This is a genomic window from Sanguibacter massiliensis (genome assembly GCF_900240335.1).
Taxonomy (GTDB): domain Bacteria; phylum Actinomycetota; class Actinomycetes; order Actinomycetales; family Cellulomonadaceae; genus Flavimobilis; species Flavimobilis massiliensis.
This window is the reverse complement of the sequence record NZ_LT964979.1, coordinates 2,976,185-2,990,759: the sequence shown is the minus strand read 5'-3', so window position 1 is coordinate 2,990,759 and position 14,575 is coordinate 2,976,185. Positions and strand designations below refer to the sequence as shown.

The window sequence follows — 14,575 nt, the reverse complement described above, 5'->3', positions numbered from 1 at the left end:
GAGGACGATCTTGGCTTTGGACATGGCTGAGCATCCGCCGCACGGGCGGTGTCGTCGATGTCGTGAGACATGGTGTCGCGGATGTCTTGAGACACCTGTCGCGGATGTGCTGAGCCATCACACTGTCGAGGGCACGTTCAGGCCCCGGACTCCCCTCGCGGAGTCCGGGGTTCTTGCGTTTCCGGGGCGTGCGACGACGGCAGCGCCCCGTACGCGCGCCGGTCCGCGCTGAACTCGACGCGAGCCACCTGGCAGCGGCCTGATGTCAGTAAGGCTGCTCGAAGAAGTCCTCGTCGATCTCGACGATGTTCACGGTGCGACGCACCTGGACGCCGACGCCATAGCGGATCATGAGCGCCGCGAGCCGGGATCCGTCGATGAGGACGACGCGCGTAGCAACGTTGCTCGCGTAGTCACGCGCCTTCTTGCTGAACGACGCGGTCGTGATGAAGACACCCTGGTTGGCCTGGTTGCCATGGAGTGCCCCGACGAAACCCTGGATCTCTGGGCTGCCGACGGAGGAGTCCAGGCCGTAGCGCTTCGCCTGGACGTAGACACGGCTCAGGCCGAGGGCATCCTGGTCGATGATGCCGTCGATGCCGCCGTCGTTCGACAGCTGGGTACGGGTGGCGCGGCCTTCGGTCCCGCCGTAGCCCATGGCCATGAGCAGGTCGAGCACGGCTTGCTCAAAGAAGGCGGGCGACTGCGCGTGCAGACGGTCGAGAAGGTCGGCGGCGACCGCCGCGTGGAGGCGGGCGACGCCGTCCTCGATCTGCTCGGTCGGCGAGAGGGTCGGCTCGTCCGCAGGCTCCGGAGTGGCAAGGGCTGCCTCGGCCGTCGTCGTGGCGCGTCCCCTACCCCGAGGAGAGACATAGCCCGGCACCGCCCGGAGGTCACGCTCAGTGATGCCGCCAGGAAGTGCTGCGAGCAGGTCACGACCTTGCTGGGTGATGACGTACTGCCCGCGTGCAGGCCTGTCGACGGCGCCAGCCCGCTTGAGGTAGGAGAGGGCCCAGTTTCCGCGGTTGAGATACCGCGGCAGGCCGGAGTCGATGAGCGCGGCCCGCTGCTCTGCACTCACCCCGAGGAGGTCTGCGGCGTCCTCCACGATGTCACGGGACTTCCGTACGACGCCGTCCGACAGGACGCGCAGTGCGGGCGCCATGTAGTTCTCCCAGACCGGCGACGTCGACATTGGCGGGCTCCATGGTGGCGAAGGTGGAGTGCGACACTCTGTCGCGTCAGGTCCGGCGGGTTGGCGCCTACCGTATCGCCCTTAACTGCCGGGCGGTCTCACGGTTCTTTCGCGAGCGTGAGATGTCGGTAGTCTGACGTTGCGCTCAAGTCGTCACAGGGGACGGCCCGCCGAGCGCGTGTGAGTCCAGGGAGGCATTGCGTGACGTTCGAGGACGATCGGCCGCTCGATAGCCTGCGCCGGCATCTGCGCGATGCGACGTCGCTCGACTCGCTCTCGGAGTCGTTCTCGATCTTCGTTCACGACGCGCTCAAGGACGAACTCGCCGACGTCGATATGCGACTCTTGCTGTGGGGTCGGAACACCGAGAATCTCCCTCTCAACGGTCTTGACGACGAGAACCTCCTGCGTGCGCGGCTTGACCAGCACCGGGTCGCTCGGGAGTTCGTCGAGTGGGCCGAGCAGCGTCTCCAGGCTCGTCGGCTGAATCTTAAGACCAGGGACACCTCGACGACGGTTCACGGACCGTCTCCTTATGCGATCCAGGGCGCTGGCATCGAGGCCGAGAGCCTTGGCCTGGTCGCGTCATCGAGTCTTCACCTGCCTCTCGAGTTCACCGACGTCGATCAGGTCGCGCAGATCGGCGAGCACTTCGAGCGCACGTGGCACCATGCGGCCTCGGTGCCCGCGCAGGAGAGCTTCCTCGACGCTGCCCGGGCGCTCTACGAAGACAGGTCCCCGGAGTCGGTCTACCTGCGCATCCTCACGACGCTCTTCAGCGACTTCGTCGAGGAGGCGGGCGAGGAGACCGAGGCACGCGGCCGGACCGGGTTCTTCGACACCGAGGTGTGGAAAAAGCTCTACAAGTTCCAGCGTGACGGTGTTCTCGGCGCGATCGAGAAGCTCGAGCGCCACAACGGCTGCATCATCGCGGACAGCGTGGGTCTCGGAAAGACGTTTGAGGCTCTCGCGGTCATCAAGTACTACGAGCTGCGGAACGACCGCGTTCTCGTTCTCGCGCCGAAGCGCCTGCGTGAGAACTGGACTCTGTTCCGCGCCAATGACGAGCGCAACCCGCTCGTGGCCGACAGGTTCAACTTCGACGTCCTCAATCACACGGACCTCTCGCGAACGAGCGGGATGAGCGGCGACATCGATCTGTCGCACATCGCGTGGGGCAACTATGACCTCGTCGTCATTGACGAGTCGCACAACTTCCGCAACAACCCGCAGGTTGACGGTCGGACGACGCGCTACGAGCGGCTCATGGACGAGGTCGTGCGTACTGGCGTCCGTACCAAGGTCCTCATGCTGTCGGCGACACCCGTCAACACGCGGCTTGCCGACCTGCGCAACCAGGTGCTGTTTGCAACCGAGGGCGATGACGGGGCGCTCTCGCACGAGGGCATCAAGGACATCGGTCAGACGCTGAGGCAGGCACAGTCGAGGTTCAATGCCTGGCAGAAGGCTCCTGAGGCCCAGCGCACCGCGAGGTCGCTGGTGAGCACCCTGGGGATGGACTACATCCGCCTTCTGGACCTGCTGACAATCGCGCGGTCTCGCAAGCACATTGAGAAGTACTACGGCGTGGCCGACACCGGGAAGTTCCCGGTGCGGCTGAGCCCCATCAACCTCTCCCCCGGCATCGACCTCGACGGTTCAATGAGCTCGCTTGAGCAGATCAACCGATCGATCCTGCGTCTCACTCTCGCGGCCTACAAGCCGACGAGCTACGTCCACGCAGCCCACGTCGCGCAGTATGCGGAACTCTACGACCGCTCGCTGCGCACGGGCGGCAAGCGTAAGTGGGTGCAGACGGACCGTGAGGACAACGTGGTCCACCTGCTTCGGATAGGGCTGCTCAAGCGGCTCGAGTCGTCTGTGCACTCGTTCGCCCTCACTCTGGCCAAGGTGCTGTCCGTCGTCGACGCGTCGATCGAGACGCTCGACACCTTCGAGGCGAGCGGAAGCGACGGACTCTCGATCACGGATGCCGGGGCGGCGACGCTGCTCAGCCTGGAGGACCCCGAGCTGGACGATGTCGTAGGTGGCAACGTCAAGGTCTTCCTCAAGGACGTCGATCGCACGCGGTGGCGTCAGGACCTCGAGGCCGACCGCGCGACGATCACCACTCTCCTGGCTGATGTGACGCGGGTTGATGCTGCTCGCGATGCCAAGCTCGCTGAGCTGCGCACATTTCTCCGGACCAAGGTCGAGAACCCGTTCAACGCTGGCAATCACAAGGCGCTGGTGTTCACTGCGTTCAGCGACACCGCCGAGTACCTCTACAAGCACATCGCCGAGTGGGCGGTGGCGGAGCTGGGCGTGCACGTCGCACTCATCACGGGACAGTCGACCCGCACGACGGCTGCGCTGTCGCGCCGCGACATGCACTCCGTGCTCGCGGCGTTCTCGCCGCTGTCGAAGGGCGGTTCCAAGGACGCCGAGGTCGTGGACTTCATCATCGCGACCGACACGATCTCGGAGGGCCAGAACCTCCAGGACTGCGACACGGTCGTCAACTACGACATCCACTGGAATCCAGTGCGGATCGTGCAGCGCTTCGGACGCGTCGACCGTCTCGGCTCGCAGAACACGAGCGTGCAACTCGTGAACTTCTGGCCGACCGAGGACCTCGACGCCTACATCAATCTCGAAGGGCGAGTCGCGAGCCGGATGAAGCTGTTGGATGTCTCTGCCACGGGCGAGGAGAACGTCCTGGACTCCTCCGAGATGAATGATCTCGACTACCGGCGGCGACAGCTCGAGCAGCTGAAGAACGCCTCTCCCACGATGGAGGATCTCGCCGGCGGGCTCTCGATCACGGACCTCACGCTCTCGGACTTCCGCATGGACGCCGCGTCGCGACCCCGGGCGGAGCTCCGGCGGATTGACGAGTGGCCGCTCGCACTGTTCGGCGTGGCACGGTTTGATGCAACCCTTTCGAGTGAAGGCCTCACGCCCGGAGCGGTATTCCTTCTGCGCCTGAGGGAGGGCGCGCCGCCGTTCGGGTCCGGATACCCGCTCGCACCCTACGTGCTCGCATACGTCGGTGATGACGGTGTGCTTGCCCACAAGGTCGAAGAACCGAAGTTGGCACTCGACGTGCTGCGGCGCCATGGCCTCGACCGCACAGATCCCGACCCGGAAGCGTTCGCTGACTTCGAGAAGGCTACGCGTCACGGCCGAGACATGTCCCACTACAGGACCCTCCTCGACGCAGCGGTCACGGCGACGTCCGGTCACAGTGACCAGACGTTGGCTGCGTCAGTGTTCTCCCCCGCTCCGTCCCGTCTCGGCACCGACGCCTCGGTGGCAGGGCTTGGTTCGGTCGACGTGGTCGCATGGTTAGCGATCGTCCCGTGAGCACCGAGTCGATGCGTGTGGCGGACCTGCTCGGGCTGCCGGATCGCGCGCGCCAGTCGCATCGTCTAACGAAGAAGGACATCGTCGCGCAGTGGGAGGGGTCGTCATCCGCCGATGCTCGGCTGCTGGGCAGAGTCATCTCCAGCGCCAGGATCACCGCAGTTCTCAGTCCGACGACGGTCGGGGCAGCTGCGGTCGAGACTCCTGATCGACGCGTCGACATGATCCCGGTGATCGAGATCAACGTCGTTGAAGGAGCCAAGAGGCGTGACACGGTTCGCGTCGCCGAGCTGCTCCACAGGTCGATGCCACGGCCCTCGATCCTCGGCCTCTATGACGAGAGCGCAGGCACCGCGAGCCTGTCGGTAGCGCTGACCCGTCTGAGCCAGACGGACGCGGGGAGGTCCGTCGTTGAGGAGCACCTGATCGCGTCACCCGAACGCTTCGCAACAGGATCGCTCCACATCGCGCGCCTCTCTCGCACCGACCTTGGGACGCTTCACAACGACCTCGTTCGAGCAGTTGCCGCGGACGGGAAGTTCCCCAGGCTCTCACTGTCGGCGGCCGAAGCGATCGGGCTCCGACGACAGATCACCGCGGCGACGAACGAACTCACCACTGTTGCGCGAGTTGCCGCACGGGAGCCGTCGATGCAGCGAAGGATCGACCTCAACGCCCGCGCGCGTACCCTTCGTACGAGCATCGACGCCCTCGAGGCCCGGCTCGCCGCGCCCCCAGCACCGACAGTTCCACCGACCGATCCAACCGAGGATGACAAGTGACAACCTCCCAGTCAGACGGCAGCATCGAGTTCACTCCTGTGGGCGAGGCGAAGACGCTCGGCGAGATTGACGGCAACATCGCGCTTCTGGCAAGCCTCTTTCCCGATGCCGTCGCGGACGGCAAGGTGGACCTCGATGTGCTGCGCGACCTCCTGGGCGACGACGCCGAGCCCGCTGGCTCCGAGCCGTCGGGCCTCCGCTGGGTTGGCATGTCCGAAGCTCGCCGACTGTCGACGCTGCCGGCAACAGGCACGCTGCTCCCCCGTCCGGATGAGTCGGTCGACTGGGACTCGACGAAGAACATCATCATCGAAGGCGACAACCTCGAGGTCCTTCGTCTTCTGCGCCGTGGATACACGGGCAAGGTCGACGTCATCTACATCGACCCGCCGTACAACACGGCCGGAGATTTTGTGTACGACGACAAGCGAATGTCGACTTTCCGCGAGCACGAGTCCGCGGCGGGCCTGCGAGATGAGGCTGGCGCCACGCAAGTCGGCGAAGGCTCCGAGCGCGCCGAAGAGCGACGACTCTCCTCCGCGAAACACGCAAAGTGGCTCTCGATGATGTACCCAAGACTCTTGGTCGCTCACTCGCTTCTCAAGGAGAACGGCGTCCTGATCGCGGCGATCGATGATACTGAGCATGCACGATTCAAACTTCTGTTGGACCGAGTAATGGGCGCCGAGAACTTCATCGCAAACATTATTTGGCAAGGCGGAAGGAAGAACGACTCTCGATATGTCTCCGTCGGACACGACTACATGCTGATCTACGCAAAGAACGAGAAGGCGCTCCGCGCATCCGGAATTCGCTGGCGAGAACCAAAGGGCGGCATCGACGAGGCCCTCACGGCGGCTGCAGAAATTTGGGAGCGGCATAACGGCGACCACCCAGCAGCGCAGAGGGAGTGGCGCCGGTGGCTGCGAGAATTCAAACGATCTGGGATTCCAAGCGATTCCGTGACGAGATACTCGACGATGGACGACCAGGGGCGGCCAATCCGCGTCGACGGGAACATTTCGTGGCCTGGACGAGGCGGCCCAAAGTTCCCATACCCGCACCCTAAGACCGGAAAGCCCGTCGCCGTTCCGATTCGCGGCTGGATCTATGCGGATCGCGCCGCCATGGATGCAGCCGTGAACGCGGGCCGCGTCCATTTCGGACCGGACGAATCCACGCAGCCTGGGGGAATAATCTGGCTCGAAGAGCTGGACAGCGAGGTGGCAAGTTCGTTCTTCATTCGCGACCGAAATGCTGCGACGGTAACACTTCAGAGGCTGTTCCCAGACGGCCCACCCTTTGAGCACACCAAGGACACCGAGGTCCTCGAGCGCTGGATGAACCTCGTCACGCGTGGGAACAGCAACGCCTTGATCCTCGATTTCTTCGCTGGATCAGGATCTACAGGGCACGCCGCCATGCAGCTAAATCGAGCCGACGGAGGCAATCGGCGATATATTCTGGTGCAACTGGACGAACCTGTAGCCAAGCCAGGCTACTCAACCATCGCCGACATCACCAGAGATCGCCTCCGTCGTGCCGTGAAATCGCTCTCGGACGGCGCGACTGCTGACACACCCAAAATCGATCTCGGCTTTCGCTCGTACCGCCTGGCTCCATCCAATCTGAGGCCATGGGATGGGACCGGGGAGATGGATCTTCTTGGGTCCGTGGACAACCTCATCGAAGGGCGCACGACGGACGACCTCCTCGTCGAGACGATGCTTCGGCTCGGCGTTGAACTCACCACGACGGTCGAGTCGCGGGACGTCGCTGGCTCTCGTCTCTACTGCGTGGGTGGTGGCACTCTCTACGCATACTTCGGAGAAGACGTCTCGACGGAACGCTCCATCGAGGTCGCACGCGCGCTGGTCGATTGGCGTGAGGAGAACCCTGTGGACTCCGACGTGACGATCGTCGTGCGCGACACCGGGTTCGCGACCTCATCCGCGAAGCTGAACCTCGAGGCCGCGATCAAGCAGGCCGGTTTCACGACGTTCCGGAGCATCTGAGGCGATGAAGTTCACCTTCGAAGCAGACCTCGACTATCAGCGCTCAGCGATCGATGCCGTTGTCGGACTGTTTAAGGGCCAGGACCCACTCACGGGTGTGTTCGATGTATACGCACACCCGTCACTTCACGGCGGCTTCCAAGGACTCGCCGACACCGGGTTCGCTAACCGGCTTGTACTCGACAACGCATCGCTGCTGGCAAACCTCCACGTGGTCCAGGAGTCCAATGGGTTCCCCCCGGAACCAGGGCTATCGTCGACGAACTTCACGGTCGAGATGGAGACCGGAACTGGGAAGACCTACGTGTACTTGCGAACCATCTACGAGCTCAATCAGCGCTGCGGGTTCACCAAGTTCGTCGTCGTCGTCCCATCGGTCGCCATCCTCGAGGGCGTGTTGGCGTCGATTTCGATGCTCAGGGAGCACCTCGGCGGGATCTACGGCAACGAGACACCAATGGAGTTCTTCCGCTACGACGGCGGCAATCCCTCGCGTGTACGCACGTTCGCGACGTCGTCGGGCATCGAGATCATGGTCGTCACCGTCGCCGCGATCAACAAGGCATCGAACACTATCCACAAGCCGTCCGAGGACCTCGACGACGAGCGCCCGATCGACCTCATCGCGGCCACACGCCCGGTCGTCATCATCGACGAGCCCCAGAGCGTCTATGGGGATGACGGTAACCCCAAGAAGAAGCCGGGGGCGGGCCGTCTCGCGATCGCGAAGTTCACGCCCCTCGCCGTACTGCGCTACTCCGCAACGCACCCGAAGTTCGACAAGGGCAACCTCGTCTACCGCCTCGACGCCATCGCCGCCTACGAGAAGCAGCTCGTCAAGCAGATCGAGGTCGACTCGCTCGTCACCGAGTCCAGCGGCACCACCCCGTACGTCCAGCTGAAGAGCGTCAAGAGGACCGCCGGCGGCTTCACGGCGCGCATCGAGGTCGACAAGGAGCAGGGCGGCAAGATCGTCCGCAAGGTCGAGACCGTGAGGTCCGACTCCAACCTGGCGGACGTCACCGGACGAGAGATCTACCGGAACCTCAACGTCACCGCCCTCGGCATCTCCCCCGAGCACATCCGATTCGACACCGTCGCCGAGCCCCTCCACCCGGGCGAGTCGATCGGCGCCGAGGTGGACCTCGGCGAGCGCGCGCGCCAGATGATCGCGCAGACGATCCGTCAGCATCTGCGCAAGGAGAAGGAGTTCGCCTTCAGCGGCCTCCCCATCAAGGTGCTCAGCCTCTTCTTCGTCGACTCCGTCGCCAAATACCGCATGTACGACGAGGACGGCAATGCACAGCCCGGCGAGTACGCGCAGATCTTCGAGGAGGAGTCCGCCCGCGTCTCCGTCGAGCCGGAGTTCCTGACGATCCTGCCCGAGCAACCTGCCGACGCCGTCGCGCAGGCGGCCCACCAGGGCTACTTCTCGATCGACCAGAGCAAGAAGAGCGGTGCACGTCGCCTCGTCGACACAGCGGAGAACACCGCCGCCGGACGTCAGCAGGCAGAACTCGCGTACTCGCAGATCATGAAGGACAAGGTCGGCCTCACCACCCCGGGAACCCCGATCCGCTTCATCTTCAGCCACTCCGCGCTCCAGGAAGGCTGGGACAACCCCAACGTCTTCCAGATCTGCGTCCTGCGGAACATGGGCTCCGAACGGTGGCGCCGCCAGTCGCTCGGACGTGGGCTACGGCTCGCCGTCGACGGCACCGGCAACCGCGTGCGGGGCTTCGGCGTCAACAGGCTCACCGTCATCGCCAACGAATCCTTCGAGGAGTTCGCAGAGAACCTCCAGCGCGAGCTGGCCGAGGACCTCGGCATCGAGTTCGGCAAGGTCACCGTCGACGGCTTCGCACGCGTCACCTACAAGGACCTGGACAACGACGGGGCAGTCGTCCCGGTCGGCAACGCTGCGGCACAGAACCTCTTCACCGCCCTGACGTTGGCCGGCTATGTCGACGCGGCAGGTCTGGTCCAGGAGTCGCTTCGCACCGCGATCCAGGACGACAGCGACGAGCTCAACGCGCTCGTCGCCGACGCGGTCCCGAGCGAGGCCGGCCAGATCGCACTGCTCGGCCTGCTCAAGCGCCTTGCCAAGCCGATCGAGATCAAGAAGGCCTCTGAGCGGGTCGTCGTCCCGGTCGTCAAGGAACGGCTGGAGAGCCCGGAGTTCCGGGCTCTCTGGAACCGGATCAAGCACCGGACCGAGTACCGCCTCGAGGTCGACGAGGACGAACTCCGAAAGACTCTCGTCGAGAAGCTCCGCCAGATGCCGGCCGTCCCGAAGCGCAAGGGCGAATGGCAGACCTCGCTCGTCACGAGCATCGACCAGAGCGGGTTGTCTGCCGAGCTCTCGAGCGTTCGTCGCACGGACGTCGTCTACACCGACAGCGAGGACCTGCCGGACATCCTCTCGGTGCTCGCCGACCGCACGCAGCTCACGCGAGCGACGATTGCCAACGTCCTCACGGACTCCGGCACACTCCCCCAGTTCCGCCAGAACCCCCAGGCCTATGTCGACCGCGTCTCCAAGCTGCTCAACGAGACCAAGAATCAGTTCCTCGTCAATGGCCTTCAGTACGACCTCGTGGCGGACAACCGTCCCGACGTTGACCGCTGGTACCCGCTCACCCTCCTCGAAAGCGAGGACCTCCAGGGATACGTGGGCCAGGGAGGAAACGTCGTCGCCGGTTCCGACGGTGCCGCGATCGACTTCAGCGCCAAGTCGCCCTACGCGCACGTCGTCGTCGACTCGGCCGTCGAGCGCGAGTTCTCCCTCGCGCTCCTCACCCGCGATGACGTCAAAGCGTTCGTCAAGCTGCCGTCCCGATTCACCATCCCAACGCCGTTCGGCCGGTACAACCCTGACTGGGCGGTGCTGATCGAACTCCCTGACGGCGGTCGTTACATCGTCTTCGAGACCAAGAGCGAGACGAACACGGCACTCCTTGGCGGATTCCAGGAACCGAAGACCATCGCCGGCAAGCTCCACTTCGCCACCGTCGCGGAACGACTCGGAGTCACGGACCTCGCGTACGAGGTCGTGGCAACGATGTCCGACGTCGACGGGGTGATCGACTCGATGTAGGGGAGGTGTTCATGGCTCGTCGGCAACCAAAGTCTCGTCTTCACACGCCCCGCGTCTTGGGACGGGTGTGATGACGACCTTCTGGCGCAGCGGTCATTGGCGCACACGCAAGGACGGAACAAGGTACTGGGTCAAGGCCCACAAGGTCACTCGCGACGGGCCGTATGGAGACTGGCACACGCCGCGATATGTCCGGCCACGGGGGTATGTGCCGCCCCGAAGGGTGGCCACAGGCCCGGTCGCACCGATCCCTCCAGCGTCACGCTCGATCCCGTACCTCGTCGCCCCGAACTCGAAGTGCCCGGTGTGTGGTCACGACACATACTTCTACGCGAATCACCATGGATCCCGCGTCTACTTCGACGTCATCGGGCCGCCGTGGACGAAGCACCCATGCATCCCTCCGAGCCACATCTCTGAGAGCGCCTGGGAGTCTCCGCGAGATGGGGAACTCACCATGCCCGATGCCCGGACCGCGACGAGCCGCAAGGCTTGGGCAACCGCCCGCGCAGTCGAGGTCGTGGCCTCGGAGCACCACATTCCGGGTGGGCTTGTCGTCACTGTCATCCAGCGGGTGTCGGGCCGCCAGGGGACTATCCGGTGGCTTGATCAGTCGATCGACGTACCCCCTGCAGGTTCGCTGCTCTTCGAGCACGGCGGAAGGGTCACCTTCATCTCACGTGCGCTCGAGCCCACGAGTGCTCCAATCACACTGCTTGGAGGCGATCTCGAACTCGGAAACGCAAACACCCCGGCATCAACGGGCGACTCACTCGCGACCAGCAAACCCGTAGGTGTCACAGGCTGTCTCGTCGGCATGACACTGGCGATGACCATCGCGCTGCTTGTCGCGATCATGCTCGCGCCGTAGCCACTCGGCGGCGTCGAGGCATCAAGTGCCCCGTCAGTCATCTCTCACATCTCCGTAGCATTCCTCGAACGCCCCTCGTCAAGTGCTCGCCGACCCAGCCTGGTCGCAAGAGTCAAGTACTTCTTGCGGGCGGACTCTCGATGTCTCATCATGTCGCGTCGCTCGCTGGCCCCATCGTCGCCACGCTTCTCGATGTGTCCTCCTTGCGCCTCAGCCACCGCTTCACGATCCACGCGGGGATCGTCCGCCGCCAACCGAAGCGAAACCGCGTGGCGGACTGGAATCGGGCGATCTGATCGCGTCCTGCGCGAGGACCCCATTCACCGAGGTTCATCTCGGTGGGGCGGCTCACCGGGGGCAAGGTCCATGCCTCGCGAAGCCAGGCCGAAGCTTCCTGGGAGATCTCGCTGCACACGCCGTCGAACACTGCGGAGACGGCCGCGCTCTCCGCGGCCACCCAAGCCCGACACCAGGCCAGTTCTTCTTGGATCTCGCTTCCGAGGTGGGTGAGCTCGGCGAGCGTCGCGGGGTCGTCCGATGTTCTCCGTCGGACGCGGTAGGCATACTCGGTTCTCCGGACGAGGACGCTGGTAGCGCGGGCATAGCCGTCTCTGCGCACTTCCGCCGATGCCCGCAACGAACCGAGGGCGGTCGTGAGTAGTCCACCCGCAACGGATGAGCCCAGGACCGCCAGGAGAAGCTGACTCCACGCGGGACTGGCTGCGGCCGCCTCGGTGGCGGCCGCAGCCATCGTTATCGCCATCGCGCCAGGTCCTTGCGCAGTTCAGCCGTACGGATGGGGTGCTTCCCTTGCGCGGGCCGCCCGTGCGGTGCGTCTTCCGTCGGCCAGTCCCCGGTGCGCCGAAACCACTCTTCGAAGATGAGGTGGCGGCGAACGATGTGGATGTACTCCTCGAGCCCGTCGTCCCACGACCATCGCAGCTCGCGCGGGTCGTCGACGTAGTAGAGGCAGAGCGCCCCTCCATAGCCCTCGGGTCCACGTGGACGTTCGCGGTGCTCCCAGGGGCGGTCGGAACGGCCCGGCACAGCTTCGAGCTCACCGCTTCGGTGGATCCGGATGCGGACGTTCTCTGCTGGGAAGTCCGCCAGCTCGGGCAGTGCATCGAAGGCGACGTTGAGGATGACCGTGTCCTCGAACGTCCTCACCGATGTGATGTGCACTCCCGCCATGGCATCCTCGATACGCCGGGAGGTGCCCGCCGGATCCTCGAGAACGTCAGTCAGTTGGATCGCCATGCCCGCGTCGGCCTTCCCGGGATGACGCCCGCGAGCGTGGAGCTGGGTCGCTGTGTCGAGGTGAAGCTTCCCGAAGCCAGCGCCGTCACGACGTCCTTGGGGCTGCGGGGCGGCGCGGCCGGGAAGGGATCGCCGAGGATGTCGTGCCAGACATCGATCGACGAGTGTGGGTCGCCGGCTGCCGCCAGTTCCTGCGCCTCGCGCGCCTGTACCGCGCGACGGGTGAACACAGCGATAGCGATGTCCCGTTCGTGCTCGCTCCACTTCTCTGTGATGTCATCCTCGCCCGCAGGCTCCAGAAGCTTGCCACGGAGGAGGCTGGGTGCTGCCTCCAGGACTGCCGCGAGCGCTTCGGCGTGCAGCATCGGCTCATGGATCACCTGAAAGGCCAGGGACTCCATGACGATGCCTGAGACGAAGTCGAGTTCCGGCTGGGTGCCACGGAACGACTTGAGCATGCGCACCTGGTGGACGAACTTGCTGTTGCACCTCTTGTTACGCTCGGTGACTCGGTCGATCTGGATTCGTGTGTTGGAGTCGGTCCACTCACGGTCGAATCGGTCACCGATGAGAACGCGGCGCCCGGGAGCATCGATCCCCGGGACGAGGTCGACCGTGAAGTGGACGTCGTCGAAGTGGACGCGTAGCGCTTTGCCGGCAGGCGGGTCACCGATGTCGAACTGTGCGCCAGGCCAGTGGTCCTTGACCGCAGCGCGGAAGAGGTTCATCGCGCGTTCCGGACCGTCAGGGCCGCGAAGCTCGGGGTGCGCTTCGACGTCGAGGAGAATGACGATGTCGATGTCCGTGAGCGGCTTGAGCATCGTCTTGCGGGCGAAGGATCCCTGCAGGAACGATCCGGCGACCCAGTCGGTGGCTTCGAGGACGTCTCGAAGCTCGCGGTGGCGGTCCTGGGCGCGACGACGTTCGAAGGCGTCGAGGTTGAGGCTCTCGTCGAACTCGGAGAAGGCACTCTCGAGGGTGGTCGGCATGATGCTCCGTTCCGGACCGACACCGAGGCGGCCCTTGTGGTAGGAGACGCGACCCGTGTGCCTCTTGCCAGGCATCCCCACAACTTTGTGCGAGGATTGCAGGCAAGTTCGCCAAGAACTTACGACAACGGGTCGCACCTGAAGATGCTGTTGTCACGACGGGTCGGGTGTTGCTGCACCCGGCCCGTCAAACGTCTTTCAACGCTGTGATTCACAGTACAGCCTGGGTCCGACACTACGAAGGCCACCGGGGTGCATCCGGTTCCACGGAGCCTCGGTGGTCGAGGCGACTGTGCTGCGAGACAACGCGCGATCCGCAGTCAACCGCGCCACGGGGCTGACCACGACTTTCCCTGACCTCGGTCTGTGCGCTCCGAGATAAACTGGCAGGGCGGATCGCCGCCGACCATGTCGTCAAGCTGCGGCAGGTGCAAGGATCGCGCTCATGGAACTTGGAACTTGGGGTGAGTGATTCAGCGGCGTCGACACGATCGCCCTCGGATTCGTCGCATGGCATTCCACGCGGGCAAACGACCGACTGACGCGGCTGTTGCACCGGCTGGATCACGTGCGCTTGGTTGAGCTCAGCGTGAAGGACTGGGAGCAAGGCGGCAGGTCTGCGCGTATTACCAACCGAGGCTCCTTCCCCATCACCGACGTCGAGATCACGGTTGTCCGAGGCAAGGACCGGGCCGTCTCCCCGCGGTCGCTCCTTTCTACGGGAGAGACGTGGGACGTGGACATCTCGGAAGACTTCGGGACTCCCGACGACTTCAGCGGCCACTCATCCGANATCGTCCTTCCCAGTAATGAGAGCCTCCATCAGACCCGGGGCGAAACAAGGTCTGCGCGTATTACCAACCGAGGCTCCTTCCCCATCACCGACGTCGAGATCACGGTTGTCCGAGGCAAGGACCGGGCCGTCTCCCCGCGGTCGCTCCTTTCTACGGGAGAGACGTGGGACGTGGACATCTCGGAAGACTTCGGGACTCCCGACGACTTC

Annotated in this window: 9 protein-coding genes; 5 read left to right on the top strand and 4 right to left on the bottom strand. The window is 64.5% G+C overall.

The features are described 5' to 3' along the window. Positions 1 to 265: 265 nt before the first annotated feature. Positions 266 to 1,195 (bottom strand): restriction endonuclease, encoded by a 930-nt coding sequence (locus C1729_RS13755; protein WP_102510426.1) that lies wholly within the window; start codon positions 1,193 to 1,195, stop codon positions 266 to 268. 201 nt (positions 1,196 to 1,396) lie between these two features. Between C1729_RS13755 and C1729_RS13750 the strand changes: the two genes are divergently transcribed. From C1729_RS13750 to C1729_RS14405, 5 genes are all read left to right on the top strand, one after another. Next, entirely contained in the window at positions 1,397 to 4,561 is a 3,165-nt protein-coding gene (locus C1729_RS13750; RefSeq protein ID WP_102510425.1) for a helicase-related protein, read from the top strand. Positions 4,562 to 4,578: 17 nt separating this feature from the next. After that, positions 4,579 to 5,343: a DUF4391 domain-containing protein gene (locus tag C1729_RS13745; protein ID WP_165375512.1), complete on the top strand. Its 765-nt coding sequence runs from the start codon at positions 4,579 to 4,581 to the stop codon at positions 5,341 to 5,343. Then, entirely contained in the window at positions 5,340 to 7,358 is a 2,019-nt protein-coding gene (locus C1729_RS13740; protein WP_102510423.1) for a site-specific DNA-methyltransferase, read from the top strand. The genes C1729_RS13745 and C1729_RS13740 overlap by 4 nt, the downstream gene beginning before the upstream one ends. A gap of 4 nt (positions 7,359 to 7,362) precedes the next feature. Beyond that, positions 7,363 to 10,455, top strand: a complete 3,093-nt coding sequence (locus tag C1729_RS13735) for a restriction endonuclease (protein ID WP_102510422.1) — start codon at positions 7,363 to 7,365, stop codon at positions 10,453 to 10,455. Between the two features lie 457 nt (positions 10,456 to 10,912). Next, a complete protein-coding gene (locus C1729_RS14405; protein ID WP_129590771.1) occupies positions 10,913 to 11,326 on the top strand; it encodes a hypothetical protein in 414 nt (137 codons plus the stop codon). A gap of 148 nt (positions 11,327 to 11,474) precedes the next feature. Here C1729_RS14405 and C1729_RS13725 read toward each other — a convergent pair whose 3' ends face one another. Genes C1729_RS13725 through C1729_RS13715 form a run of 3 tightly spaced genes read right to left on the bottom strand, consistent with a single transcriptional unit; the run spans position 11,475 to position 13,647 of the window. Beyond that, positions 11,475 to 12,089 (bottom strand): hypothetical protein, encoded by a 615-nt coding sequence (locus C1729_RS13725; RefSeq protein ID WP_129590770.1) that lies wholly within the window; start codon positions 12,087 to 12,089, stop codon positions 11,475 to 11,477. Beyond that, on the bottom strand, positions 12,080 to 12,517 hold the full coding sequence (locus C1729_RS13720) for a hypothetical protein (protein WP_102510419.1): 438 nt from the start codon (positions 12,515 to 12,517) through the stop codon (positions 12,080 to 12,082). The genes C1729_RS13725 and C1729_RS13720 overlap by 10 nt, the downstream gene beginning before the upstream one ends. Before the next feature lie 50 nt (positions 12,518 to 12,567). Beyond that, on the bottom strand, positions 12,568 to 13,647 hold the full coding sequence (locus C1729_RS13715; protein ID WP_207204628.1) for a nucleotidyltransferase domain-containing protein: 1,080 nt from the start codon (positions 13,645 to 13,647) through the stop codon (positions 12,568 to 12,570). Positions 13,648 to 14,575: the final 928 nt, after the last annotated feature.